At 71.7% G+C, this 25,501-nt stretch carries 24 protein-coding genes; 11 read left to right on the top strand and 13 right to left on the bottom strand.

Annotated features, from left to right (window positions below):
- The first annotated feature begins 76 nt into the window (after positions 1–76).
- A complete protein-coding gene (locus NON00_RS07180) occupies positions 77–961 on the top strand; it encodes an MBL fold metallo-hydrolase (protein WP_256019121.1) in 885 nt (294 codons plus the stop codon).
- A gap of 22 nt (positions 962–983) precedes the next feature.
- On the top strand, positions 984–1,922 hold the full coding sequence (gene glk / locus NON00_RS07175; RefSeq protein ID WP_256019118.1) for a glucokinase: 939 nt from the start codon (positions 984–986) through the stop codon (positions 1,920–1,922).
- On the opposite strand, the gene NON00_RS07170 is transcribed toward glk, so the two are convergent.
- Together NON00_RS07170 and NON00_RS07165 are read right to left on the bottom strand one after the other, a co-directional pair.
- On the bottom strand, positions 1,864–2,250 hold the full coding sequence (locus NON00_RS07170) for a hypothetical protein (protein ID WP_256019115.1): 387 nt from the start codon (positions 2,248–2,250) through the stop codon (positions 1,864–1,866). The two genes, glk and NON00_RS07170, sit on opposite strands and share 59 nt — an antisense overlap.
- The gene (locus tag NON00_RS07165; RefSeq protein WP_256019090.1) at positions 2,247–2,777 is read right to left on the bottom strand and encodes a transglycosylase SLT domain-containing protein; all 531 of its coding nucleotides are present in this window, start codon (positions 2,775–2,777) and stop codon (positions 2,247–2,249) included. Before NON00_RS07165 ends, NON00_RS07170 begins: the two co-directional genes overlap by 4 nt.
- 258 nt (positions 2,778–3,035) lie before the next feature.
- Here NON00_RS07165 and NON00_RS07160 point away from each other — a divergent pair, with 258 nt between their 5' ends.
- Complete coding sequence (locus tag NON00_RS07160; RefSeq protein WP_256019088.1) at positions 3,036–3,482, top strand: hypothetical protein; 447 nt, start codon at positions 3,036–3,038, stop codon at positions 3,480–3,482.
- 35 nt (positions 3,483–3,517) lie between these two features.
- The gene (locus NON00_RS07155) at positions 3,518–4,153 is read left to right on the top strand and encodes a hypothetical protein (RefSeq protein ID WP_256019085.1); all 636 of its coding nucleotides are present in this window, start codon (positions 3,518–3,520) and stop codon (positions 4,151–4,153) included.
- A 305-nt stretch (positions 4,154–4,458) separates the two neighbouring features.
- Here NON00_RS07155 and hemH read toward each other — a convergent pair whose 3' ends face one another.
- From hemH to NON00_RS07140, 3 genes are all read right to left on the bottom strand, one after another.
- Positions 4,459–5,487 carry a ferrochelatase gene (hemH, locus tag NON00_RS07150; RefSeq protein WP_256019081.1) on the bottom strand — a complete coding sequence of 343 codons (1,029 nt, stop codon included), beginning with the start codon at positions 5,485–5,487 and terminating at the stop codon, positions 4,459–4,461.
- On the bottom strand, positions 5,484–6,473 hold the full coding sequence (gene hemC / locus NON00_RS07145; RefSeq protein WP_256019078.1) for a hydroxymethylbilane synthase: 990 nt from the start codon (positions 6,471–6,473) through the stop codon (positions 5,484–5,486). The genes hemH and hemC overlap by 4 nt, the downstream gene beginning before the upstream one ends.
- Before the next feature lie 178 nt (positions 6,474–6,651).
- Positions 6,652–8,157: a catalase gene (locus NON00_RS07140; protein ID WP_256019075.1), complete on the bottom strand. Its 1,506-nt coding sequence runs from the start codon at positions 8,155–8,157 to the stop codon at positions 6,652–6,654.
- Positions 8,158–8,260: 103 nt separating this feature from the next.
- Between NON00_RS07140 and NON00_RS07135 the strand changes: the two genes are divergently transcribed.
- Positions 8,261–9,181, top strand: coding sequence for a LysR substrate-binding domain-containing protein (locus tag NON00_RS07135; RefSeq protein ID WP_256019072.1), 921 nt, complete (start codon positions 8,261–8,263; stop codon positions 9,179–9,181).
- 39 nt (positions 9,182–9,220) lie between these two features.
- On the opposite strand, the gene NON00_RS07130 is transcribed toward NON00_RS07135, so the two are convergent.
- From NON00_RS07130 to NON00_RS07115, 4 genes are all read right to left on the bottom strand, one after another.
- Positions 9,221–10,216, bottom strand: coding sequence for an asparaginase (locus NON00_RS07130; RefSeq protein WP_256019146.1), 996 nt, complete (start codon positions 10,214–10,216; stop codon positions 9,221–9,223).
- A 61-nt stretch (positions 10,217–10,277) separates the two neighbouring features.
- Positions 10,278–11,558 (bottom strand): glycosyltransferase, encoded by a 1,281-nt coding sequence (locus NON00_RS07125; protein WP_256019070.1) that lies wholly within the window; start codon positions 11,556–11,558, stop codon positions 10,278–10,280.
- Positions 11,558–13,066 carry a hypothetical protein gene (locus NON00_RS07120; protein WP_256019067.1) on the bottom strand — a complete coding sequence of 503 codons (1,509 nt, stop codon included), beginning with the start codon at positions 13,064–13,066 and terminating at the stop codon, positions 11,558–11,560. Before NON00_RS07120 ends, NON00_RS07125 begins: the two co-directional genes overlap by 1 nt.
- A 209-nt stretch (positions 13,067–13,275) precedes the next feature.
- Positions 13,276–15,597 carry a glycosyltransferase gene (locus NON00_RS07115; protein WP_256019064.1) on the bottom strand — a complete coding sequence of 774 codons (2,322 nt, stop codon included), beginning with the start codon at positions 15,595–15,597 and terminating at the stop codon, positions 13,276–13,278.
- Between the two features lie 222 nt (positions 15,598–15,819).
- On the opposite strand from NON00_RS07115, the gene NON00_RS07110 reads away from it, so the two are divergent.
- Together NON00_RS07110 and NON00_RS07105 are read left to right on the top strand one after the other, a co-directional pair.
- Positions 15,820–16,851: a glycosyltransferase family 4 protein gene (locus tag NON00_RS07110; protein WP_256019062.1), complete on the top strand. Its 1,032-nt coding sequence runs from the start codon at positions 15,820–15,822 to the stop codon at positions 16,849–16,851.
- 32 nt (positions 16,852–16,883) lie between these two features.
- Positions 16,884–18,005 (top strand): hypothetical protein, encoded by a 1,122-nt coding sequence (locus NON00_RS07105; RefSeq protein WP_256019059.1) that lies wholly within the window; start codon positions 16,884–16,886, stop codon positions 18,003–18,005.
- A gap of 30 nt (positions 18,006–18,035) precedes the next feature.
- On the opposite strand, the gene NON00_RS07100 is transcribed toward NON00_RS07105, so the two are convergent.
- Positions 18,036–18,794 carry a hypothetical protein gene (locus tag NON00_RS07100; RefSeq protein ID WP_256019056.1) on the bottom strand — a complete coding sequence of 253 codons (759 nt, stop codon included), beginning with the start codon at positions 18,792–18,794 and terminating at the stop codon, positions 18,036–18,038.
- A gap of 215 nt (positions 18,795–19,009) precedes the next feature.
- Here NON00_RS07100 and NON00_RS07095 point away from each other — a divergent pair, with 215 nt between their 5' ends.
- On the top strand, positions 19,010–19,867 hold the full coding sequence (locus NON00_RS07095) for a hypothetical protein (RefSeq protein WP_256019054.1): 858 nt from the start codon (positions 19,010–19,012) through the stop codon (positions 19,865–19,867).
- Between the two features lie 28 nt (positions 19,868–19,895).
- On the opposite strand, the gene NON00_RS07090 is transcribed toward NON00_RS07095, so the two are convergent.
- Positions 19,896–20,531, bottom strand: a complete 636-nt coding sequence (locus tag NON00_RS07090) for a TetR/AcrR family transcriptional regulator (protein ID WP_256019051.1) — start codon at positions 20,529–20,531, stop codon at positions 19,896–19,898.
- Between the two features lie 99 nt (positions 20,532–20,630).
- Here NON00_RS07090 and NON00_RS07085 point away from each other — a divergent pair, with 99 nt between their 5' ends.
- Positions 20,631–21,734 (top strand): NADH:flavin oxidoreductase, encoded by a 1,104-nt coding sequence (locus tag NON00_RS07085; protein WP_256019048.1) that lies wholly within the window; start codon positions 20,631–20,633, stop codon positions 21,732–21,734.
- Here the strand turns inward: NON00_RS07085 and NON00_RS07080 are convergent.
- Together NON00_RS07080 and NON00_RS07075 are read right to left on the bottom strand one after the other, a co-directional pair.
- Positions 21,703–22,377 (bottom strand): hypothetical protein, encoded by a 675-nt coding sequence (locus NON00_RS07080; RefSeq protein WP_256019046.1) that lies wholly within the window; start codon positions 22,375–22,377, stop codon positions 21,703–21,705. The genes NON00_RS07085 and NON00_RS07080 overlap by 32 nt on opposite strands.
- A 121-nt stretch (positions 22,378–22,498) precedes the next feature.
- The gene (locus NON00_RS07075; RefSeq protein ID WP_256019044.1) at positions 22,499–22,741 is read right to left on the bottom strand and encodes a DUF3297 family protein; all 243 of its coding nucleotides are present in this window, start codon (positions 22,739–22,741) and stop codon (positions 22,499–22,501) included.
- Between the two features lie 204 nt (positions 22,742–22,945).
- Here NON00_RS07075 and NON00_RS07070 point away from each other — a divergent pair, with 204 nt between their 5' ends.
- Positions 22,946–23,578: an aspartate/glutamate racemase family protein gene (locus tag NON00_RS07070; RefSeq protein WP_256019043.1), complete on the top strand. Its 633-nt coding sequence runs from the start codon at positions 22,946–22,948 to the stop codon at positions 23,576–23,578.
- Between the two features lie 191 nt (positions 23,579–23,769).
- Complete coding sequence (locus tag NON00_RS07065) at positions 23,770–25,461, top strand: methyl-accepting chemotaxis protein (RefSeq protein WP_256019035.1); 1,692 nt, start codon at positions 23,770–23,772, stop codon at positions 25,459–25,461.
- Positions 25,462–25,501: the final 40 nt, after the last annotated feature.

The following is a 25,501-nucleotide window of genomic DNA, read 5'->3' as shown; positions in this document are numbered from 1 at the left end:
GGTGCTTTATCTCCGGTGCAAGGCGTGGCCCTCGCCAGGACGCGGGGGCACGGCGGTGAGGAAAGGAAAGACGAGCGTGCTGACACCTCCTGCGTCCCAGCTTGCCGGGCTGCATCACCGCCGGGTCGGGGATATCGTCGTCACTGCGGTCAGTGACGGCTATCTCAACGGCTCCAATGCCACGGTGCAGAATATCGCGCAGGAGGATGTGGCGGCGCTGCTGGTCGGCGCCTTCCGGCCCTCGCCGCGCCGGAGCTCGGTGAACACCTTCCTGATCTGGTCGGCCGGGCGCGTGGCGCTGATCGACACCGGCTGCGGCCCGCATATGCAGCCCACGACGGGGCGGCTCTTCGCCAACCTCGCCGCCGCCGGCGTGCCGCCCGAGGCCGTGGACACCGTCCTGATCACCCATCTGCACCCGGACCACTCGAACGGCCTGGCGGATGGGCATGGGGAGGCGCTCTTCCCCAAGGCGGAACTCGGCCTGCACCGCGCCGAACTGGCCTATTGGGAAGACCCGGCGGCGCCGGACCGCGTGGCGGCGACGAAACAGGGCGTGCCCTATTTCACTATGGCCCAGGCCCAGCTCGCCCCCTACCGTGACCGGCTGCGCCTCTTCGCCGATGGGGCGGAGGTCTTCCCCGGCGTCACCGCCGTGCACCTGCCGGGCCATACGCCGGGGCATTGCGGCTACCGGATTTCCTCCGGCCCCGAGACCCTGCTGATCTGGGGCGACATCATCCACGTGCCGGAGGTGCAGGTTCCCCACCCGGAGGCGACCATGCAGTTCGACGTGGAGCCGGAACTGGCCATCGCCACCCGCCGCCGCACCTTCGACATGGTGGCGACGGACCGGCTGGCGATCGCCGGGATGCATGTGCACTTCCCCGGCCATGCCCACCTGCTGCGCGAGGGCCGGGGCTACCGCCTGCTGCCCGATGCCTGGGGCCTGGACTACTGAGACGGCGGGGGAGGGCCCGGGCATGACCGTGACGCGGCTGGTTGGCGATATCGGCGGCACCAATGCGCGCTTCGCCCTCTGCACACCCGGCGGCCTGCCGCGCGAGGAGCGCAAGCTGGCCGTGGCCGATTATCCCGGCCCGGTCGAGGCGGCGCGCGCCTATCTGGCCGGCCGCGCGGTGGAGGAGGCGGTGCTGGCCGTCGCCACCCCCGTGCTGGGCGACGCGGTGGCCTTCACCAACAGCCCCTGGCGCTTTTCCATCCGCGCGGCGGAGGCCGCGCTGGGGGTGAGGCACCTCGCCGTCATCAATGACTTCGCGGCCCAGGCCGCCGCGCTGCCGTTGCTGGAGGAGGCGGATCTGGCCGTGCTGAAGCCCGGCCAGAGCCGCGCGGAGGCGCCGCGCCTCGTGCTGGGCCCCGGCACCGGCCTGGGGGTGGCCTGGCTGCTGCCGGAGGGCGGGCGGCTGCGCATCCTGCCGAGCGAGGGTGGCCATGCCTCCTTCGCGCCGCAGGATGAGGAACAGGATGACGTGCTGCGCCGGCTGCGGCGGCGCCATGGCGGCCATGTCTCGGCGGAGCGGTTGATCTCCGGCCCCGGCCTGCTGCATCTGGCCCAGGCTCTGGCCGAGCGCGCCGGGCAGGACCTGCCCCTGGCCGGGCCGCCGGATGTGACGCGCCGCGCCGCGAGCGGGGAATGCCCGGTGAGCGCCCGCGCCGTCTCGCTGTTCTGTGAGATCCTGGGCGGGGTCGCCGGCAATCTGGCGCTGAGCCTGCTGGCGCAGGGCGGCGTCTATGTGGCCGGGGGGCTGATGCGGGGGCTTGGCCCGCTGCTGGATCGCGCCGCCCTGGCGCGCGGCTTCACCGGCAAGGGCCGCTTCGCCGGCTATCTGGACGGGATCCCCATCACCCAGATGCTGCGCCCGCATACCGGCCTGCTCGGGGCGGCCGCTTATCAGGGCTGAGCCGCAGGGGCGCGCGCAGCGCCACCTCGGGGCCCCAGAGCAGCCAGGGCAGCGGGGTGAGCAGGGGCTGGCGGTAGAGAAGCTGCCTGTCCTCGCCTTCCCCCAGTAGGCTGAGCCGCTCGGCCTCAAGCTCTGGCGCCAGTTGCCGGGCGAGGCGGTGCAGCCCGGCCCTGTTGGTGCCGGCCTGCGCTGTGTCCAGCAGGGGGGAAAGGGTGAGGGCGGTCCGGCGCAGGGCATCCTCGCGGGCCATGAGCCCGCCGATTTCCGCCGCCGCGGCGAGCAGCAGCCCGAGCAGCGCCGCCATGCCCAGCCTGCCGCGCCGTGTCATGACGGACCCCCGCGTGGCTGGCGCATCGCCTGCCGGACCTTGTCCTGGTAGGCGCGGCTGCGCTCCGGCTGGCCGGAGTGGTAGGCGCCCACGGCCTGCATCCAGCCCCCCCGCTGCTCGCGCAGGCTGCGCAGGAAGCGCGCGGCGTAGCGGGCATTGGCCTGGGGCGAGAAGGCTTCCTCCAGCGAGGTGAAGGCCTGGCCGTGGTAGAGCAGGTTGACCTGGAGGCACCCCACATCGATGCGGCGCACGCCACGCGCCTGGAGGGCGCGGGCATGGTGCAGCGCCTCGGCGCGGCTGTCGAAATGGCGGCTGCGGCCTTCGGCCTGCACCGTCCAGGCCCAGCCATCCTGGCGGCCCTGCTCCCCGCTCTCGACGCGGGCCATGGCGGCGAGCAGGCCGCGCGGCAGCGCCTCGGCCCGCTCGGCCTGGCGGATCGCGGCACGGCAATCCCCCGCCTGGGCGGGCAGGGCCGGGAGGACCAGCAGCGCGAGGGGAATGAATCGGGCAAGGAATCGTCTTGTCATGCCCCGATGAGGCACAAACGAAATTAATTTTTCGCATAATCGCGTGAGGATCGTCTGGGGAGGTGCGGGCCCGGCCATGGCCGTTTCCCCCCAAGCCGCAGCGGCGCTGTAGAAAAAGAGAAGCACAGCAATAGAAAAAAATGTACCGTTTCCGCTGAAAAACGGACGATCGAAATAAAAAATGCAAACGGAAGCCGGGTGCCGCGTTGTTCTCCCAGACCCCTGGCAACAGGGCAGATGATGTTCAGGGAGAGATGCATGCGCCTTCCCATCACGGCTTTGGCCCTCGCCGCCCTGCTGGCGGCACCCGCTGCCCTGGCCCAGGGCACAGCGCCGCCACCTGGAACCCCCCCCACCGGAGACTCCCAGAGCAGCGGCAGCACCGCGCCCGCGCCTTCCATGGGCATGACCCCGGCGCCGCGTGGCGGCGACACAGCACCGGCGCCGCGTGGCGGCGACACCGCGGCCGCGCGCCCGGGCACCGACAACCCGCCCACCACCACCAGCCCCAACGCCGGGGCCAACAGCTTCACAGAGGGCCAGGCGCGCAGCCGTATCGAGGCCGCCGGCTATACCGATGTCCAGGACCTGAAGAAGGACGGACAGGGCATCTGGCGCGCCCGCGCCATGCGAGAGGGCACCCCTGCGGAAGTGGGGCTGGATTTCCAGGGCAAGGTCGTCATCGGCCCGGCTGTGTCGCGTTGATCCCGCTTCCCTCATCCGATGGAAAGGCAGATTTCATGACGATCAGGACGATCACCCGGCTGTTCGACACGCGCGACCATGCCCTGGCCGCCGTGCGGGAACTGGAGACGGCGGGGTTCCCGCCCGAGGATGTCGGCATCCTCGCCAGCAATGCGGCCAGCAATGCGGACGGGCAGCACGCCACCACGACCAGCTCCGGCACACCGCCGGGCCTTGACCCCGCCCTGGCCCGGAATGACGACCATCATGCCGAGCAGAGTACGAAATCCGGCGCCGGCATCGGCGCCACGCTGGGCACCATGGTCGGCGGCGGCGCCGGGCTGGCGGCAGGTCTGGGGGCCCTGGCCATTCCAGGCATCGGGCCTATCGTTGCCGCCGGCGCGCTGGTCGCGGCCCTGGCCGGGGCAGGTGCGGGCGCGGCGGCGGGCGGCCTGCTCGGCAGCCTGACCGGTGCCGGCGTCAGCGAGGAGCATGCGCCCGTCTATGCGGAAGGCGTGCGCCGGGGCGGTAGCATGGTCGTGGTGCGCGCCGATGAGAGCCGCGCCACCCAGGTGGAAACCATCCTGAACCGCCACGGCCCTGTCGATGTGGATGCGCGGGCGGCCGAGTATCGCGCGGGTGGCTGGGAAGGCTACCGCGAAGAACCGCTGGCGGATCGGCGCATCCTGTAAGCGCCCGGAAAAAACAGCGTTCTTTTTTGTAAAAAAGAACCAAAAAACTTTTTTCCATTGGCGCCCTGCTTCAGAGACCGTTTGAGAATGCTGGCGGCGGAGGATCCGCGAGGGATTTTTTGGCCTTGCCAGGCGGCGGGCGCCGCCGATGCGGGTGGCATCGGCAAGCCCGCCAACGAAGCAAGGGCGGAAAAGACCCGCGGAACCGACCCGACCGGTATTCTCAAACGGTCTCTCAGGCCTGAGGCGGGGCGCCAAACTGGCAGAACGCTTCTTTTCCTTTGGGGGAAAAGAAGTTTTGGGGGCTAATTCCACCCGGCCGTTTCCTGCGCCACGATGGCCTGCAACAGCCGGATCGCCGCCGGGCTGTCGTTCAGGCAGGGAATGAGGGTGAGCGTCTCCCCACCCGCCTCCAGGAATTCCTCGCGCAGTTCATGGCCGATCTCGTCGAGCGTCTCGATGCAGTCGGAGAGGAAGCCCGGCATGACCACCGCCACATGGCGGATGCCGCGCGCCGGCAGCGCGGTGATGCGCGCATCCGTATAGGGCTCCAGCCAGCGCTCCCGGCCGAAGCGGGACTGGAAAGTCATCGGCAATTCCCGCGCGCTGAGGCCCAGGGCGCGGCGCAGCGCCACCATGGTGCGGTTGCATTCCGCCGGGTAGGGGTCGCCCGCCTTCACATAACGGCGCGGCAGGCCGTGGAAGGAGGCCACCAGCAGCTCGGGCTGCTGCGGCAGCCCGGCCAGGGTGGCACGCACCGATTGCGCCAGACCTTCAATATAGAGCGGATGGTCGGCGAAGGGCGGGGCGATGCGCAGCGTGGGCTGGCGGCGCAGGCGCATCAGCGCGCGGAACACCGCGTCATTCACCGTGGCCGTCGTCGTCGCGCTGTATTGCGGGTAGAGCGGCACCACCAGGATGCGCTCGCACCCCGCCGCCTGGAGGGCCTCCAGCCGCTCGGCGATGCTCGGGCGGCCATAGCGCATGGCCCAGTCCACGACGGGGCCATGGGAAGGCAGCGCCGCGCGCAGCTTCTCCGCCTGGGCGCGCGTGTAGCTGCGCAGCGGCGATTCATCGCGCGCCGTGTTCCAGATGCGGCGATAGGCGGCGCCGCTGCGGAAAGGGCGCGTCGTCAGGATCACACCCTGCAACAGGGGCTGCCAGAGCCAGGGGTTGATCTCGATCACCCGGCGGTCGGAGAGGAATTCCGAGAGGTAGCGCCGCACATCGCCATAGCGCGTGGACTCCGGCGTGCCGAGATTGACCAGAAGCACCCCCGTGCGGGCGGTGGAGCGCGCGGCGGGGCGCGGGGGACGGGTGGAAAGAAAGCTCATGCGAAGAGATCCGCGGGGCTGTCCGCCCGCAGGGAGCCGCCCAGCGCGGCGCCCAGGCGGGCGGCGTCGGCGGAGGCGCCACGGATCCGGCGGCGCAGCAGGAAGGTGCCATCCTCCCGCGCCACCAGCCCGGTGAGGGTGAGCAGGCCGCCGGGCGAGAGCACCGCATGCGCCCCCACCGGCGTGCGGCAGGAGCCATCCAGCGCCGCCAGCAGGGCGCGCTCCGCCGTGGCGGCCAGGCGCGTCGGCGCGTGGTCGAGCGCGGCGAGGCGGGCGCGCATCCGCCTGTCGGTGGCGCGGGCGGTGATGGCGATGACGCCCTGGCCGGCGGCCGGAAGCAGTTCCTCCGGCTCCAGCACGCGGGCGGCGCGGCCCGCCAGCCCCAGGCGCTTTAGCCCGGCCAGGGCGAGCAGGCTGGCGGCGAAGTCGCCCCCCTCCAGCCGGGCGAGGCGTGTCTGCACATTGCCCCGCAGCAGGCCGAAGCGCAGATCCGGCCGCAGGTGGCGCAGCTGCGCCATGCGCCGGGCGGAGGCGGTGCCGATCCGCGCGCCCAGGGGCAGTTGCGGCAGGGGCACCGCGCGTTCCTCGGGCGGGCAGGAGGGGGCGAGGACCAGGGCCTCCCGCACATCCTCGCGCGGCAGCAGCGCGGCGAGGACGAGGCCAGGGGGAAGCTCCGTCTCCAGGTCCTTCAGGCTGTGGACGGCAAAGTCCACACGCCCGTCCAGCAGCGCCTCGTGGATCTCCTTGGCGAAGAGGCCCTTGCCGCCGAGTTCGGCGAGGCGGCGCTGCTGTTCGGCATCGCCGCTGGTGCCGAGGGGCACGGCCTCGGCCGGCTCGCCCAGCGCCTCCAGCACCAGCCGGGTCTGCCGCAGGGCGAGGGGGGAGGCGCGCGTGCCGGCGCGCAGGGCGGGGCGGGGGGAGAGGTGGGGGCGTGGCGGGGTGCCGGCCACCGCGCGGGGGGCGGCGGGGAGCAGGGCGGCGGACATGGAGCGGCTCCGGGCAAGGGAGGCGGGGGAGGGGCAGGCGGGGCCGGCGATGGTCTGGCCGGCCCCGCCGCCGGGGACGCGCGGCGGGCGGGGGTATCAGGCCCGCCGCGCGCCGGCCCTGTGGCCGGGCCGCCCCCGGCGGGGAGGGCGGCGGCCCGGCAGCCGTGGACTCTGCCGCTTACTCCGCCGCCTGGGCGGTGGTCGGGCCAGGGTTTGGCCCAGAGTTCGTCTCCGGCGTCAGGCGCGCCAGGGCGGCGGCGACGCCGGCGGCATAGGCGGGGTCCACCTTCTCGAAATGGGCGAGCTGGCGGTCGATGATGGCGCGCGGCACGCCCTGCATCGCGCCCGCGATATTGGCGAAGAGCCGCTGCTGCTGCTCCGCCCCCAGCAGGTGGAAGAGGGCGCGGGGCTGGCTGTAGTCGTCATTGCCGGCGCGGTGGTCGTAATGCGCGGCATCGCCGGAGAGGCGCAGCGGCGGCTCCTTGGCGCCGGGCGCCTCGGCCGGGCCGTTGAAGGAATTCGGCTCGTAATACGCATCCGTCCCCACCGGGGCGTCGAAGCGCATGGCGCCATCGGCGTGGTAGGTGTTCACCTGGCTGCGCGGGCGGTTGACCGGCAGCGCCTCGTAATGCGTGCCGACGCGGTAGCGGTGCGCATCCGCATAGGCGAAGAGCCGGCCCTGCAGCACCTTGTCCGGCGAGAAGCCGATGCCGGGGACGATGTTGGAGGGCGAGAAGGAGGCCTGCTCGATCTCCGCGAAATAGTGCTTCGCGTTGCGGTTCAGCTCCAGGATGCCGACCTCGATCAGCGGGTAGTCGGCATGCGGCCAGACCTTCGTCAGGTCGAAGGGGTTGTAGGGCGTCTTGTCCGCATCGGCCTCGGGCATGATCTGCACGCACATGCGCCAGCGCGGATACGCGCCGCGCTCGATCGCGTCATAGAGATCGCGCTGGGCGCTCTCGCGGTCCTGGGCGATGACGCTGTTGCCCTCGTCATTCGTCCAGGTGCGGATGCCCTGCAGGGACTTGAAGTGGAACTTCACCCAGTAGCGCTCGCCGGCATCATTCCAGAAGGAGAAGGTGTGGCTGCCATAGCCGTTCATGAAGCGATAGCCCTGCGGCAGGCCGCGGTCGCTGAACAGGATGGTCACCTGGTGCAGGCTCTCGGGCGAGAGCGACCAGAAGTCCCACATGGCGGTGGGGGAGCGCAGATGGGTGGCGGGGTGGCGCTTCTGGGTGCGGATGAAGTCGGGGAACTTCATCGGGTCGCGGATGAAGAAGACCGGCGTGTTGTTGCCGACGAGGTCCCAGTTGCCTTCTTCCGTGTAGAACTTCAGGGCGAAGCCGCGCACGTCGCGCTCGGCATCGGCCGCGCCGCGCTCGCCGGCGACGGTGGAGAAGCGCAGCAGCACCTCCGTCTGCTTGCCGATGGTGTCGAAGAGCTTCGCCCGGGTATAGCGGCTGATGTCGTGGGTGATGGTCAGCGTGCCATAGGCGCCGGAGCCCTTGGCATGGACGACGCGCTCGGGGATGCGCTCGCGGTTCTGATGGGCGAGCTTCTCGATCAGGTGGTAGTCCTGCAACAGCAGCGGGCCGCGCGGGCCGGCGGAGAGGCTGTTCTGGTTGTCGGGCACCGGGGCGCCGGCGGTCGAGGTCAGGACCGGGCGGGAAGTCGGGTCGGACATGCGGCAACTCCTTTGGCAGGGCAGGGGAAGCCTTAACAACCGAGCATTGATCGGTGAAATCGATCTTGTATTTTTGTGTGATAGGGAAAACCGAAGGATTCATATGCAGCCCCACAGCCTGGCCGGCCTCTCCCTGCGGGACCTGGAATATGCCGTGACGGTGGCCGAGCTGCGGCATTTCGGCCGCGCGGCGGAGCGCTGCGGCGTCAGCCAGCCGGCACTGTCCGAGCAGATCCGCAAGCTCGAGGCGCTGCTCGGGGTGACGCTGTTCGAGCGGGCCGCGCGCCGGGTGGAGGTGACGCCGCAGGGCGAGGCGCTGCTGGCGCAGGCGCGGGCGGTGATGCGGGAGGCGCGCGGCCTGCTCGACCTCGCGCAGACCCAGTCGGAACCGCTCAGCGGCCCGTTGCGGGTGGGGGTGATCGCGACGCTCGGCCCCTATTACCTGCCGGCGGTGCTGCGCGGGGTGCGGGACCGCTTTCCCCGCCTGGTGCTGCGCCTGCAGGAGGGGCGCACCGCCGGGCTCGTGGCGGCGCTGGAGCAGGGGGAGCTGGACGCGGTGCTGATGGCGCTGCCCCCCGCGGTGGAGACGCTGACGGCCGCGCCGCTGTTCTTCGAGCCCTTCCTGCTGGCCTGCCCGCAGGGCCACCCGCTGCTGGATCAGGCCGAGCTGTCCCTGGCCGATCTCGCCGATGGGGAATTGCTGCTGCTGGAGGAGGGGCATTGCCTGCGCGAACAGGCGCTCTCGCTCTGCGCCGTGCCGCGCGGGGAGCGCGACGGGCGCTTCGCCACCAGCCTGGAGATGCTGCGCCACATGATCGCGGCGGGCGAGGGTTTTTCCCTGTTGCCGCAGCTGGCGGCGCAGGGGCGGAGCGACCTGGGCGGGCTGATCGGGCTGCGGCGCCTCGCCGACCCGGCGGCCGGCCGGCGCATCGGCCTCGTCTGGCGCGGCACGGACCCGCGGCGGGAGAGTTTCCGTGCCCTGTCCCAGTTCCTGCGGGAGACCGCGCCGCTGCCGCTGCACTGAAAGGGCGAAGAGGGGGCGGCGCCGCCTCTTCGCTTCTCCTCAGCCCGCCGCCCGCAGCCGCCCGACCTCGATCCCGTTCCAGTTGCGCAGCACCGGCGCGGCGAGGGCGTCGATGGCCTGCGCCTCGGCCTCGTTCATCGGCAGCAGGCGGCGCAGCAGGGTGGCCATGACGACCTCCGCCGCGCGGCTGGCGCCGTCATCGCATTTGATGGCGACCCCCAGCCCCAGCTCCGGCAGGGCGGCGCAGAAGACGCCTTCCGCCCCCGTCTTGGTGAAGGCGCGCAGGCCGAGCGCCGCCATGGCCAGGGTGTCGAAACGCCCGGTGCCGGCGACCATGAAGGGGTGCCGGGCCACGGCCTCGCGCAGCCGCCGCGCCGCCTGGGCGCGCGTGGCGGGCATGCCCTCGCCAGTGGCGATGCGGGCGAAGCCGCGGGCCAGGGCGCGCAGCGGCACGGCATAGGTCGGGATGGAGCAGCCATCGATGCCGTGGCTGCCCTCGGCCAGGGGGTGGCCCGTCACCTCTTCCAGCGCCGCCTTCACCGCGCGCTGCACGGCGTGCTCGGGCCGCACATAGCCGCGCGGGTCCTCGTCCAGCCCGCAGGCGAGGCAGACGAAGCCGGCATGCTTGCCCGAGCAGTTGTTGTGCAGGGCGCTGGGCTCCTGCCCCGCGCGCGCCAGAGCCTGGGTGGCGGCTGGCAGCATGGGCCAGTGGGCGCCGCATTCCAGGCTGGCGGCATCGCGCCCCAGCCGCGCCAGGGTGCGCGCCGCCACCCCGGCATGGCGGGCCTCGCCATTATGCGAGGCGCAGGCCATGGCCAGGGCCTCGTCATCCAGGCCGAAGCGGTCGGCGGCGCCGCTTTCCACCAGCGGCAGGGCCTGGATGACCTTGACCGCCGAGCGCGGGAAGATGGCGCGGTCGATATCGCCGGCGGAAAGCACGATGCCCCCGGCCGCGTCAGCCACCGCGAAGGCGCCGCGATGGGCCGATTCGACGCGCCCGCCGCGCGTGACCTCGACGAGGATAGGGTCGTGCATCGTCATGCCTGGCTCTCTTGCCCCATGTCTCACGGCTGCCTGTGTCTCACGGCTGTCCCGGCTACTGCGCCGCGATCGGCGTGCTGGCCTCCTGGCGCGGGGCGTGGGCTTCCGCCAGCGCCGCCAGGAACTCCTCCTTGGTGATGACATCGCGCAGGCTGGCGGCGAGGCGGGCATGGGTCTCGGGCTGGGCCGCCTCCAGCAGCACGCGGGCGAGATCGACGGGCGAGGCGCGCTTGAAATGCAGCCCGTCCACCCCGTGCCGCACCTTCTCCGCCATGCCGCCGATGTCGGATGCGATGAGCGGCGTGCCGATGCGGCGTGCCTCCTGGATCACCACGGGCGAGTTCTCCCACCAGATGGAGGGGATCACCACCCAGCCCACGGCGCCCATCAGCGAGAGGACATCGGCCGGGTCGTAGCGCCCGGCGAAGGCGATGCTGTGCGCGGCCTCGTCGAGGACCGGCTTTAGCTCGGGGAAGAAGCGCAGCACATCCTCCCGCTCGGCCCCGAAGATGGTGAGGGTGATGTCCTTGTCCTCGGTGATGGCGAGGGAGAGGCCCTTCACCAGGATGTCGAGCCCCTTGAAGGGCGTGGGCTGGCCGAAGAAGCCGAAGCGGCGCGCCATGGCCGGGGCCAGGGCCGGGGCCGCGCGGCGCGGGATGGCGGCGAGCTCGTCGCCCAGGTAGTTCTCCAGCACGCTGGCGCGCGGGCCGGCGAGGCCCCAGGCCTCATAGCGCTCGCGGATGAAGGCGCTGGGGTAGAGGATGTGATCGAAGCGGCGCAGCGTGTCGAGCAGCACGGCCTTGCGCAGCACCATGGCGTCGATCGCCTTGTCCGGGAAGCAGCCGAGGCAGCGCAGCGGCGCCTCCGCGCGGCACAGCTCGCGCCCGCGGGTGCGGATCATCTGGCCGTGGTGCAGGCAGATGGCGAGCATCTCGTGCAGCGTCATGACGAAGGTGGCGTCGGGGCGCGCCTCCATCAGCTCGGCGATCATGTCGGCGCCGATGCGCCAGTAGTGGTGGAAATGATAGACCTGCACGGGCAGGCCGGCGAGGAAGCGCACGAGGTTGCGGCGCTGGAAGGGGTCGTCCCACCACAGCCGCTCCGGCTCCATGCCGCCGAAGGAGAAGAGATACTCATCCTCCCCATAGGGCGTGACGAGGTCGAGCGGGCGCTGCGCCGCGTAGCTCGTATTGACCTCCGAGGCGCCGACATAGATGGCGCGCTGCCCGGCGCTGCGGTGGGTGAGCACCTGCCGGTAGGCCGAGACCTCGCCGCCGCCCTTGGAGAAATCCGGGTGGGAATGGGCGATGACGCAGATGCTGCGCGGCTCGGTCATCAGGCGTGCGCCTCCTGCGTGCGGGGGGGGAGCGTCCAGAGCCGCTCCAGATGGGCGTTGACGAGGTGGGCGGCCAGCGGGCTGCGCCAGCCATGGCCGGGCGGCTGCCAGGGCTGGCCCGGCGCCTCGCGCTGGCGCAGCAGGCGGGCGAGGCTGTCGGCCAGGTCGGCGCTGCATCCGGCGGCGGCGTGCAGGCCGCGCAGCAGGGCGAGTTCCTCCCCCTCCAGCCGGCGGGCGAAGAGGCTGTCGAGGTCGTTGTCGATGACGGCGCGGCCGAGGCGCAGCGGGTCGAGCGGGACGACGGGCGCGCCGGCCTCCGCCGCGCGGCCGAGGGCGAGGCCGGCATCGCCCTCGGTGCCGGCCTCGATGCGGCCGCGGCGCTGGAAGACCTGCACCGCCTGCTCGGCGCGCCGGCCGATCAGCAGCAGCGAAGCGCAGCGCGCCTCGATGCGGGGCGCCAGGATGTCGAGCAGGGGAACGCAGGCCGGCTCATCCACCCCCACCATGACGGCGAGGCCGGGGCGCGGCGCGGGGCGGGGCGGGGCGGCGGCGAGGCTGTCCAGCGCCGGCTTCAGCGCGCGCTCGCGGCTGGCCAGCACCTCGCGCAGCAGGGCGGCGGCGATGGCGCCATCCATGGCCGGGCCGGGCAGGGCGGCGATGCCGTCGAGGAAGCCGGGCACCTGCTCCTCGCGCGGTTCGGCGCGCAGCCACAGCGTCTCCTCGTCGAAGGTGATCTGGGCGATCACCTCCAGCCGCCGCAGGCGGGGCAGGAGGTCGGGCGCGATGCGGCCATAGAGGCAGCCGAGGCTGGCCGCCTGATGGAAAACGCTGTCCACCAGAGGCACGAGGCGAAGCTCATCGGGCCCGCCATCGGCGGCGCGCAGGGCGGCGATGGCGGTGGCCTCGATCTGCATCAGCCGCTCGGGCCGGCCGGCGAAGTGGATGCCGAGGGCGAATTCGCCGGCCGGGGAGCGGCTGCACTCCATCCGCGCCATGATGCCGAAATTCTCCGCCTGGCCGCGCACCAGGGGCAGGCGGGAGAACCAGGTGGCGAAGGCGCCATAGGGCCGGTACTGGTGGCGCATCAGCGGCAGCGCGTCCTCGCGCTCCGCCGCCGCCCGCAGCAGGCGGTAATTGATGCGCCAGTGCTGGCCGGCGAGCACCGCCTGCAGATCATGGCTGAGGCTGCTGTCCCGCAGGTTGATGCGGCCGCCGGTCTCCCCGGAGGAGAGCAGGATCTCCAGCGGATCATTCTCGGCGACCTGCCCGATCACCAGGGTGAAGCCGCTGACCAGGGCGGCCTCCGGGTCGGCCGGGGTGACGTCGGGGCGGGCGTAGAGGAGGCGGAAATCGGGGCGCTGCTCACGGCCCTGGGCGCCGACCACCCGCATGTCGAAGGGCGTGCCGCGTGGCGTCATGATCCAGCCGCAGACGAGGTGCCGCCGCCCGCCCAGCGCGGCGACGCAATCCACCGCGATCTGCAGGGTCTCGGAGAAGTAAATGACCATCCATCGCTCCCAGCGGCGCCAGCCGGCCCGCCGCGATCCTGCCGCGGCTGGTGGCCCCGGCGGGGCCACGGCCGCGCACCGCGCCTGACGTCCCGCGGCAGGTTACCCCACAGGGCCGGCCGGGCGCCAGAGGCCCCCCGGCCGGTGGCCCGGCGCCACGGCCCCGCCGGGTGGAGGACCCGCCGGAAGATCGGGCGGGAGGCGCCCGTTCAGGCGGCGGCCTGGGGCGCCTGGCGCACCGCGCCGCGGGCGAAATCGGCCATGGCCTGCAGGGCGCGGCGCGACACGGCACGGCCGAACTGCTGCCGCCCGAAGGCATGCGCGGCGAGGGAGAGGCGCTCGCGCAGCGGCGCATCCCGCAGCAGGCGGTCGAGGGCCGCGACATAGTCGAGCCGCGAGCGGGCCAGCAGGAAGGCCGTGCCCGCGCCGCCCTCGATGCCGAAGACGGCTTCCTCCGTCAGCACGGAGGGGATGCCGCGGCAGAGATATTCCACCGTCTTGATCTTCAGCCCGCCGCCATAGAAGACCGGGTTGATGCCGATATCGGCGGCGCTGAGGAAGGCGGTGAGATCCGGCACCTGCCCGTGCAGCACGAGCTGGGCGGTGCGCGGGGCGAGGTCGCGCACCGTCTCGCAGACGCCGCCCGCGACGTGCAGCGTGGCCTCGCGCCCCTCGAAGCAGGGCCAGACCTGTTCGAGGAACCAGCGCAGCCCGTCGCGGTTCATCGGGCTGTCGCCGCCGACGAAGACGACGCGCCGCGCCGGGCGGGCGGTGTCGATGCGCGGCACCGCCGGCTGGCTGTGCGGCAGGTAGAGCGACTTGCCCGGCAGGCTGGAGGAGAGGAAGCGGTGTTCCGCCGCCTGGATGGCCAGCAGCAGGTTGAAGCCGTCGAGGATGCGCAGCTCGTCCTGCACCTCGATGCGGATGTGATGCTCATGCCCGAAATGCGCGAAGTTCAGCGCGCGCAGCGACATCACGTCATGCGTGTCGAGCACGGAGGCGGGCGGGAAGCCGCGCACATGCCGCAGGTAGCTGAGGCGGATATATTCGATGATGCCCATGGCGTAGCTGTGCTTCGCCAGATGCGCCTCCAGCGCGCCGAAGAAGGCGCGGGCGAACTGCGTGCGCTCATAGGGCTGCATCACGCCCTGGGTCTCGATCCAGCAGGGCATCGGGGTGACGCCGGCCGGATAGTCCTTGAAGGAGAAGACGCGGCTGCGCCCGCCGGCGACGCGCTGGGCCGCCGCGCGCTCCGCCGGGCTCAGGCTGCGCAGGACGAAGACGTCGAAATCCATCACCTGGCGGCCGACGCGCAGCATCTCGGTGATGCGGACATGGTTGCCGAGGCTCTCCTGCCAGAAGGGCAGATCGGTCACCAGCAGGGCGCGCGGGCGGCGCAGCAGGCCGCGCAGCGTGGCGGCATCGCGCAGGATGGCGGCCTGCCGCTCCACGGTCGCGACGTAGCGGGCATAGAGCGCCCGGCTCGCCCCGGCCACCTCGGCGCGGAAGGCCGGCTCCCGCGCATAGCGCAGCAGCTGCGGCGCCAGGGCGGTGGCATTGGGCGCGGCGTGGAAGGGGGCCTCCGGCTCCAGCCCCAGGAAGGCATCGGCGGTGCCGAGGATCGGCCGGCCATGCGCCAGCGCCTCCACCGTCTTGATCTTCAGCCCCGTGCCGCCCTGGTGCGGGTTCACCGCCAGGTCGATGCCGGCATAGAAGGCGGAGAGCCGCGCCACCTCGCCCACCGCCTCGACCGGGGGCGGCGCATCGGCCGCGGCGCGGCTGGCGCCGCCGCCCACCAGCAGCCGCGCCCCGCTGGCCGAGAGCGCCGGCATGTCGAGCGCGCCGAACAGCGCCTTCAGCGCCGACTGGTTGATGGGGTTGGCGCTGCCGAGATAGCCGATCACCGCCGGGCCCGTGGCGGCCTCGGGCCGTGGCGGCGGGGCCAGCACCTCCGGCACATGGCCGAGGGTCAGCACCAGGGCGCGGGTGCGCTCCTCCAGCTCGCGCCGCTCCTCGTCCTGGATGGCCAGCACGATGTCGGCGCGGTCGAGGCCACGCCCCTCCTCCTCCGGCGAGGTCCAGAAGAAGGCCGGCTCCAGCCCGATGTCGCGCAGCCGCCGGTCGCGGTTGGCGAAGACGTCGTGCGTGTCGATCACCTTCAGCGTGCCGGCGGGGAACAGCTCCAGCGCCTTGCTGAGGAAGACATACTCGACCAGCACCATGTCATAGCTGCGCGCCTCGGCGATGGCGCGGATGGCCTCCTCCACCGGGGCGGGGAACCAGTCGTCGATGCCGTAGTGGCTGCCCTTGCTGCGCCGCTCCTGCCGCCGGTCATAGGGCAGGGTGGTGAGGGAGTCCCAGGCGCTCCGCATGGCGGCAAGATCCTGTTCCTCCACCGCCTCGCGCATCACGAAGCAGAGATGCACCTCGTGGCCGAAACCCTTCAGCCGGCGCAGCAGCGCCTGGATGCGCTGGCGGTTGCCGGCATTGCCGGGGTGGCTGGGTGTGGGGGAAATCACCAGGCAACGCATCGGGCGGGCATCCCTTCGGGCTCGCGGCCATCTTACCATTCCCGCCGCCCCTGCCCAGCGCCCCGCCGGCCACCGCCCCTCCCTCCCGCCCCCCTGCTGTTGCCCCCCCCGCTGTTGCCCCACTGGTCCATCCCGGCCGGGCCCGCCTATACTGGCCGGGCATTGCCTGCGACCCCTGTCGTCCTCCTTCTCCTTCCTGCCGCGCGAGGCCTTTCCGTCCCGATGCGTATCGCCTTGATCATGAGCCATGCCGACCGTTCGATGGGCGGCGCGACCCGCGAGCTGCATTTCATGCGGACGCTGCGCGAACAGGGGGCGGAGGTCGCGGTCTTCCGCATCCATCCAGGGCGCGAGGTCGAGCAGGAGAGCTTCCTGGAGGGTGGCGTCACCGTCACCTTCTGCCCCGAGGACCTGCCGGCCCCGCCGGTGCCGCACCGCAAGCTCTCCGCCGCCATGGTGGAGGCGCTGCGCGCCTTCGGCCCGGATGTGGTGATGTTCAAGGGGCTGAGCTACGCCATCAATGCCGCCGTGGCCGATGCGCTGGGCCATGCCGTGTTCTATGGCTTCATCGTCGGCGGCGCGGTGACGGACCCGGCGCTGGAGCGCGGCGCCTTCGTCTTCGGCGAGTATGAGGAACAGCTGGACCGCTATTTCGGCCGCTTCCAGGCGCTCGGCGCCGCCTTCATCCTGCCCAAGTATATCGACCTGGCGGCGACGCGCCCGCCCGCGCCGCGCCCGGCGGCGGAGTATGACATCGCCAATGTCGGCAATTTCTATGAGAAGCGGAAGAACCAGAAGGACCTGCTCCGCTTCCTGCCGGATTACCGCCTGCTGCTGGCCGGCGGCGGCAAGCCGGACCCGGCCGTCTTCGGCGAGGCCGCGGCCAGCGGCCGCGCCACCTTCCCCGGCCGGCTGGACCACCAGACCCTCTTCCCCCTGCTGCACCGCAGCCGCATCATGGTGCACACCTCCACCATGGACGGCCTGCCGCGCGCGATGGTCGAGGGCATGGCCTGCGGCCTGCCGGTCATCGCCTATCGCGACACGGTGCGCGGCGGTCTGGAACATGGCGTGCAGGGCTTCCTCATCACGCCGGAGGAACTGGACGCCACCGTCCGCCATCTGCTGGAGGATGAGGCGCTGCGCCAGCGCATGAGTGCCGCGGCGCGTGCCCATGTCGAGGCCACCCACGGCGTGCCGGCGATTCGCGAGGCAGCGCGGGGCTTCCTCGACTTCCTCCGCCGCACGCTCTGACCCTCCGCCCCGCTGCAGCCCGGAAAAACGCCATGCGCACCGTCGAACACATTGTTGTGACAGGCGATTTCCTGCGCCCGGTCGACCGCGAGTTCCGCCCTTCGCAGAACGAGAATATCCGCTGGCTGCACCGGCTGCTGCGCGGGCATGTGGAGCGCGCCAGCGGCCTGCCGGTGCGCCATCTCGCCTGGGGCGAGGGGCTCGACCCGCTGCCTTTCTACGAGGCCTTCGGCGCCGAGTTCAGCGCCGCCGGCTGGGCCTCCTTCTTCGCCGCCGAGGCCGTCCCGCCCGAGGTGCTGGAGGCGCTGGAGAACCGCTTCGGCCGCGCCCTCGTCATCGGCTTCGAACTGGCCGAGTGGTGCAAGGCCGCGCTCTCCCATCTCGGTATCGCCTTCGTGGATCTCAGCATCCACCCGGTGCGCTTCCTGCCCGATGTCTTCTTCGCCGCGCAGACCAACGACCCCGAGATCTTCGCCGCCCTGCTGCCGCACCATTCCGACCCGGATGGCTTCTATGGCTGGGCCGATCTGCTCTCCGCCACGGCGGTGAAGTTCGCGCCGGAGCTGAAGCTCGAATCCGCCCTCCTGCTCGTCGGCCAGACGCGGGTGGACCGCTCCCTGGTGCGCGGGGGGGAGCTGCTCGACCTCTCCCATTTCGCGCCGGAGCTGCAGGCGCTGCAGCAGCGGCACCGCGCCTTCTGCTTCAAGCCGCACCCTTATGGCAGCGGCGATTTCGGCCTCTTCACCGCCGGCGTGCCCTTCCGCCGCGTGCAGATGCTCAAGGCCAACGCCTATGCCGCCCTGGCCCAGGACGGGCTGCGCGAGGTGGTGGGCATCAGCTCCTCCCTGCTGGTGGAGGCGCCCTATTTCGGCAAGAGCGCGACCTTCCTGCACCGCTCGCCCTTCGACCTCGCGGGGGCACCGGGCATGGCGCGGGAGGGGCAGCATCTCAGCCTGGTGGACCGCGTGCTGGATGCCGATTTCTGGCGCGACATCCTCGCCCCGCGCCTGCCGGTGACGGCGCCGGATGGGCGCCGCTTCGTGCTGCCGCCCAACACGCTGCGCATCTCGCTGCGCAATTTCTGGGGCTTCAACGAGCTGAGCAGCGACTTCGTCGTCCAGCTCTACCAGTCCGGCGCCGCCGCGCGGCGCTGAGCGCCGCGCCCCGCGGCACCCGCCGCCGCCTCAGCTGACGGCGGAGAGCACCCGCTCCACCTCCAGCCGCACCAGGCCAGGGCCGAGGGCGCGGCTGTCCCCGCCCGAGGGCGCGGTGTGGCGCGGCGCGATCAGCACCAGCGAGAGCGGGCCGAGCCCGGCATCCTCCTCCAGCACCACCTCCGCCTGGAGCAGGGGCTGGTTGCTGTCCGGCGGCGTCAGCACCGTCAGATGCGCCGGCGTGGCATTGACCACGAGCAGGCTGCGCTCGGCATTCCAGTGCGCGCCGAAGGGCATCATCATCTGCAGCGTCAGCCGCAGCCGGCCGGCGCCCAGGCTCGGCAGCAGCAGCGTGGCGCAATCGCCGTTCAGCCCGCTCCAGCGCCAGTCCCGCGCGCCATCGGTCTCGGCGCCATGCCAGCCACTGCCGGAGAAATGCTCGTCCCGCGGGGAGAGGACGAAGCGCTGCGGCAGGGCCTGGGCCGTGGCCCGGCGGCTGGCCGGGATGTAGCGCAGCGGGTCGAGGCGAACCCATTCCTCGCGGCTGCGGCGGCTGGCCGCCACATCCTGGCGCACCGCCTCGGTCGCCACGCCGATGCGCGCGACCTCCTGCGCCAGCGCCTGGGCCAGGGCCTGCACGCCCGGGTCGAGGCGGGCCAGCAGCGGTTCCAGCCGGCTCAGGATCGGCTCGGCCCGCAGCCGCAGCGCGGCATCGGCCACCAGGGCCTCGGCCCGGCGCAGAGCCGCCAGATCAGTCTCCTGCGAAGGCGCGACGGTGTCAGAGGCCAAGGGGGCGCTCCCGGTTTCTCACGATCAGGGCGGGCAGGATATCACAGCCCGCCGCCCCGGCAATCACGCCCCCCGCCTGCGCGCCGCTCCCCTCGCCCGCCCGGATGGGGGCTGCTGAAGCACTCGTGTCCGGGAGTAAAACTTTTTCGGTGTAGAGACGATGTCGTGGTTTTGCGATGCTGCGCGGTGGCAAGAATTCTGAGGGGGTGTGTGCGATGATCCGGGGCGCGATCGAGAGCCTGGCCGGCAATCAGGTCAATGGTTGGATCTATGCGCCCGTCGCGAATTTCCGCGGCAGCACGGTCCTCGCCTTCGTCGATGATGTCTGTGTGGGCGCCGGCAAGGTCGAGCTCTACCGCGCGGACCTCGCCGAGGCCGGGCTGGGGGATGGCTATCTGGGCTTCTCCTTCTGGGTGACGGTGCGCAACCGGGCCGATCTCGCCCGCCTCGTGGTCCGGCTCGATGGCAGCGATGCCGTGCTGCTCCAGCGTGGCAGCCGCGTGGTGGACGGCACGCCGCACGCCCCGGCGCCGCGCCAGGCCTCGCTCTCCGACCCCGCGGCGCTGGTGCGCTGGCTGCGCACGCGCGGCTGGCTCAGCCAGGCGGATTACGACCTTGCCCGCTACCTGCCGCAATTCGGTGTCTATGACCGCTCCCTGGTGATGCCGGTGGAGCCGCCCGGGCAGGCGGCGCCGCGCCTGGCCGATGTGGTGCCGACGGCGGCCGACCTGCTGCGCCTCGTCACCCTGAGCGATGCGGCGATGGAGCAGGAAAGCCTGGCCGCGCCGGAGGAGATCGCCCGCATCGCCGCCCTGCGTGGCCATGATGGCGGCCTCATCATGGCGCTGTGGAGCAAGGGGCATGGCTGCCTCGACGCCGTGCCGGGCTCCCATCTCGGCCTGGAAGCGGCGGCGGGCGAACTGGCCGAGATCGCCACCCTGGACACCGCCACCCTGGCCGATCAGGCGATCGGGCCGGACCGCCTGCTCTTCGTGGATTCCCGGTGCCGGCTGGGCGCCGGGGCTTTCTTTCCGGCGGAGGGGGTCCAGGCCTTCTTCATTCCGGCCCGCTGAGCGGCGGCCGGGCGGCTGAAGCCGCTGATCAGGCCGTGGCCCCGGCCGGCGCGGCCCAGCGCGCCCAGGTGGCCATCGCGGCCTCGCCGATGGCCAGCAGCGTCTCGCGCGGCGTGCCATCGACGGCCTGGATGGACAGCCCCATCAGCACCGTGCGGTAGAAGGCGGCCATGCCGGCGGTGTCGGTGCCGGGCGGCAATTCGCCGGCGCTGACCGCCGCGTCGAGCCGCGCGCGCAGCGCCGCTTCCCCCCGCTGCCGCCGCTCGCGCAGCGCGTCCCGCACCGCGGCGCTGGCCGGGGAGAAATTGGCCGTCGCCAGATCCACCAGGCAGCCGGCCGGCAGCCCGGGCGTGGTGTAGCGCAGGGCGGCCTCCCGCAGCAGCACGGCCACCGCCTCCCGCGCCGTGGGCAGGGCCAGCGCGGCGCCGCCCCACTGGCAGGTCTCGCTCTCATAGAGTTCCAGCGCCGCGCGGAACAACTGCTCCTTCGAGCCGAAGGCGGCATAGACGCTGGGGGCGCAGAGCCCGCCCATCGCGGCCTTCAGCTGCGCCAGGGTCGCGGCCTCATAGCCCATTTCCCAGAAGACGCGCATGGCCCGGCGCAGCGCCTCGGCGCGGTCGAAACCGGGGGGGCGGCCACGGCGCGGGGTCCTGGGGCATTCCATATCGGCCATTATAGAATGCTTGACACCATCGGCGCCACCTCCCTATGCATTTCTATATCGTTCATTCCAGAAATTCCTGCCCACCCATGAGGTCCGCCTATGACGAGCGCCGAAAGCCTCTTCCAGCCCTTTTCCTACAAGTCCCTGCGGCTGAAGAACCGTATCGTGATGGCGCCGATGACGCGCTCCTTCTCCCCCGGCGGCGTGCCGACCGAGGCGGTCGCCGCCTATTACGAGCGCCGCGCCGCCGGTGATGTCGGCCTGATCCTGACCGAAGGCACGGTGATCGGCCGCCCCGCCGCCTCCAACGACCCCGCCGTGCCGCATATCCATGGCGAGGCCGCGCTGGAAGGCTGGCGCCGCGCGGTGCGGGCGGTGCATGGGGCGGGCGGGCTGATCGCGCCGCAGATCTGGCACATGGGCGCCATTGGCCCGCATGCCTCCGGCTGGGTGGCGCCGGCGCCGCAGGAAGGCCCCTCCGGCCTGCGCGCCCCCGGCGAGACGGTGGGCGTGACGATGAGCGAGGCCGATATCGAGGCCACCATCGCCGCCTTCGCCCGCGCCGCCGCCGACTCCAAGGCCGCCGGCTTCGACGCGGTGGAGATCCACGGCGCGCATGGCTACCTGATCGACCAGTTCTTCTGGTCCGGCACCAATCTGCGGACCGATTCCTGGGGCGGCCCGACCATCGCCGAGCGCAGCCGCTTCGCCGCCGCCGTGGTGCGCGCGGTGCGGCAGGCGGTGGGGGAGGATTTCGTCATCATCCTGCGCCTGTCGCAGTGGAAGCAGCAGGATTTCGCCACCCGCCTCGCCGCCACGCCGGCCGAGATGGAAGCCTGGCTGGCGCCGCTGGCCGAGGCCGGGGTGGATATCTTCCACTGCTCGCAGCGCCGCTTCTGGGAGGCGGAGTTCGAGGGCTCGGACCTGAACTTCGCCGGCTGGGCCAAGAAGGTCACCGGCCGCCCCACCATCACCGTGGGCTCGGTGGGGCTGAGCGGCGAGTTCATCAGCACCTTCCGCGGCGAGACCGCGGACCCGGCCTCGCTGGATGAGCTGCTGCGCCGCTATGACCGGGGGGATTTCGACCTGGTCGCGGTGGGCCGCGCCCTGCTGGGCGATGCCGACTGGGTGCGCAAGGTGCGCGAGGGCCGGGGCGCGGAACTGCGCGGCTTCAGCCGCGACGCGCTCGCCGTTCTGGCCTGAGCGCCTCGGGCGCGGGCGGCGCCGGGGCATCCAGCGCCGCCAGCCCGCGATGCACCTGGCGGATCAGCTCCGGCACTTCCTCCCAGGGGAGATGGCCGCTGCCGGCCAGGGCGGCGGCCAGCCGGGCGGTTTCCACCTGGCGCTGCCGCAGGGCGGGGGAGGCCGCGGGGAAGGCCCCAAGAGAGGCCATAGGGTCCGCCGCCCAGGCGGCCGGCGCTGGCACGGCGGCGGGCGCGGACCAGGGGGCCACCACCTCGGGCCGGGCTGCGGCGGGCGGCTGGCCGGATTGCAGGGCCGCCTCCAGCTCCGCTTCCCAGTGGGGCAGGGGCAGGGGCAGGGCGGCCGCGACCGGCACGGCCTCCTCCGCCACCACCACGGGAGAGGCGGGGGGAGTGGCGGCCGGCTCGGCCTGCGGCGGGGCCACCAGGGCCTCCGGCGCGGCGGCGGGGGCATCTTCCAGCAGTTTTTCCAGCGTGGCGGCGGTTTCGAGGAAACCATCCTCGCGCTGGGCCAGCCAGGGCTTGCCATCCATCCAGAAGATGCGGCGCTGCATCGTCAGGCGTGAGACCTGGGCCGGCTCGGCGGGCAGGAAACGCCGCCCCTGCGCCAGGGCAGCCCGGTACTGATCGCGGGTCAGGTTCAAAGCCAGGATCTTCCTTCGCGGCCAGGGCAGGTCCGGTCTGCCGGAATACAGCGTGTTATAGACCGGACCGCGTCATATCCGAAGCAAGAACACCCTATGGTTGAAACCATTCCACCTTCGTTTAGACCAGATCGCGGAAATAAGGCTCGACCGTGCCCTGCAACTTGATCGTCATCGGGTTGCCCTTGCGGTCCAGCGTGGTGCCGACGGTCAGCCGCACCCAGCCTTCGCTGACGCAATACTCATCGACATTGTTCTTATCGACGCCCTTGAAGCGCACCCCCACGCCGCGCTCCAGCAGCGCCGCGTCATAGAAAGGGCTCTTGGGGTTGGAGGAGAGGCGGTCGGGCGGGGTGTCACTCATCGCGGGGAGCCTTCGCTGTGGGAGGGCGGGGGTGATAGCCAATCCCGCCCGGCTTTCCAAATGCCCCTTTCATGGGTTTTTGAGACGAGGTCAAAACAAATATCCCCTCCGCCGCTTTTCTGCTCATGGCGCGATGAATCAGACGCGGACTTTTGGCCCCGCCTCAGCCATGCTGGCGGCAAAAGGGGGAGAGAGACCGCACCCATGCGCATCGCCTTGATTCACGCCCTGCGCCACTCGCCGCCGCCGGTGGAGGCCGCCTTCGCCCGCCTCTGGCCCGAGGCGCGGCTGATGAACCTGCTGGATGACAGCCTGTCCGCCGACCTCGCCCGCGACGGCGCGCTGACCCCGGCGATGACGGAACGCTTCCTGGCCCTGGCCCGCTACGCGGCCGGCACGGGGGCGCGCGGCATCCTCTTCACCTGCTCCGCCTTCGGCCCCTGCATCGAGGCGGTGCGGGAGGCGCTCTTTCCCCTGCCGGTGCTCAAGCCCAATGAGGCGATGATCGAGGAGGCGGTGGCCGCCGGCCGGCGCATCGGCCTGCTGGCCAGCTTCGCGCCCACCCTGGCCTCCATGCCACCGGAATTCCCGGCCGGGGTGATGCTGCGCCCGGTGCTGGCCGTGGGGGCGCTGGCCGCGCTCGACCGTGGCGACACGGCCGAGCATGACCGGCTGGCGGCCGAGGCGGCCAGCCCCCTGGCCGATTGCGATGCCGTGGCGCTGGCGCAGTTCAGCCTGGCCTCGGCGGCGCCGGCGGTGGCCGCCGTGACGGGCCGGCCGGTCCTGACCACCCCGGACAGCGCCGTGCGCAAACTGCGCCGCATGCTGGAGGGCTGAGCGGGAGCGGAAGCCCGATCTGGAAGATTTGTCTTTAAATAAAGACATTTCGCCCGAAGGCTTTTTGCAAACGGATGCGCGCCCAGGCGCCCGTTTTTCATGCCTTGTTAGAAACAGCTGGCGCATTGCTTCCATGGTCGGCGCGAGGGCCAGCATGAGACTGGCCCGCGCCCCCAATTCGGGATGGAATCATGTTGAGCTTGCTTCGCAATGCCAAGGTCGCCGCCAAGCTGTCCCTGGCCTGCGGGCTCATGCTGCTGATCAGCGCCGCTCTGCTGGGCACCAGTCTGAAGGGGTTGTCGAGCGTTGGCACCACCTCGGCGGAACTGGCGGAAATCCGGGTGCCGCGCCTGATTCACGCACTGACCGCCCTGGCCCAGCTGAACAGCGCTGCGGTGTTCGAGAAGAACGCCATCCTGGAGGAGAACGCCGCGGGCGTGCAGCAGCAGCAGCAGGCCTTCGAAGCCGCCATCGGGCAGGCCACCCGTGAACTCGCCGAGCTGCGTGCCCTGGCCCGCCCGGCGAAGGTGGCCCCGGTCGAGCAGATGCAGAACAACCTCGCCGCCTATCGCGAGGTCACGCGGCGGGTCCTCGCTTTCGCCCTGGCGCAGGATGACAAGGCGGCGACGCAGCTTTCCCTGCATGAAGGCCGGCAGGTCCGCCAGCGCATCACCGAGGAACTGAACGATGCGGTGCGGCTGAACAACAGCGAGATCACCCAGATGGGCCGCGATGCCATGGCCTTCCAGAATTCCCTGCAATTCTGGCTGATCATCGGCGCCGTGGCCGGGCTGGGCCTCGCCGCGCTGCTCACCTTCTGGATCGCCAGCAGCCAGGTCAGCAAGCCCCTCGGCACCGTGACCCAGGCGATGGACCGGCTGGCCCAGGGGGATCTCGATATCCGCGTCGAGGGGCGGGAGCGCCAGGACGAGATCGGCGCCCTGGTGCGCGCGCTGGAGGTGTTCCAGCGCAATGCGCGGGAGGCACGCGACCTCGCCGCCGCCCAGGCCGCCGAGCAGCAGGGCAAGGAACGCCGCGCCACCCGCCTCGCCGAGCTGATCCGCCAGTTCGAGGGCACGGTGAGCGGCCTCACCGGCCATCTTTCCTCCGCCGCCGGCAAGCTGGAGACCACGGCGCGCAGCATGTCGCAGATCGCCCGGCAGACCAACGAGCAGGCCGGCACGGTGAGCAGCGCCGCCCAGTCCACCACCGGCGGCGTGCAGACCGTGGCCGCCGCGACGGAGGAACTCACCGCCTCCATCAGCGAGATCAGCCGCCAGGTGGCCCAGGCCACCGCCGTCACCAGCCGCGCCGTGCAGAATGCCCGCGACACCGATGGCACGGTGCGCGCCCTCGCCAGCTCCGCCAGCAAGATCGGCGATGTCGTCTCCCTCATCCAGAGCATCGCCGGGCAGACCAACCTGCTCGCCCTCAACGCGACGATCGAGGCGGCGCGCGCCGGCGAGGCCGGCAAGGGCTTCGCCGTGGTGGCCTCCGAGGTGAAGAACCTCGCCAGCCAGACCGCCAAGGCCACCGAGGAAATCAGCGCCCAGATCGCCGGTATCCAGGCCGCGACCGGGGCCACGGTGAACGCCATTCAGGCCATCACCATGACCATCGAGGAGGTCGGCTCCATCACCGCCACCATCGCCACGGCGGTGGAGGAGCAGCGGGGCGCCACCAATGAAATCGCCCGCACGGTGCAGAGCACCTTCCGCGCCACGCAGGAAGTGACGGAAACCATCGCCAGCGTCAGCCGCAATGCCGGGGATACGGGCAGTGCCTCCGGGCAGGTGCTCGATGCCGCTGCCGAATTGTCGCACAGCTCGGACAAGCTCTCCGCCGAGGTGAATGGCTTCCTGCGCGAAGTGAGAAGTGCCTGAAAATAATAGAATCTATCTTCTTTTTCTGAAGAAAAAGAAC

The organism is Roseomonas sp. GC11, from assembly GCF_024437745.1.
Lineage (GTDB): Bacteria > Pseudomonadota > Alphaproteobacteria > Acetobacterales > Acetobacteraceae > Pseudoroseomonas.
This window is presented reverse-complemented; position numbering and strand designations above follow the sequence as displayed.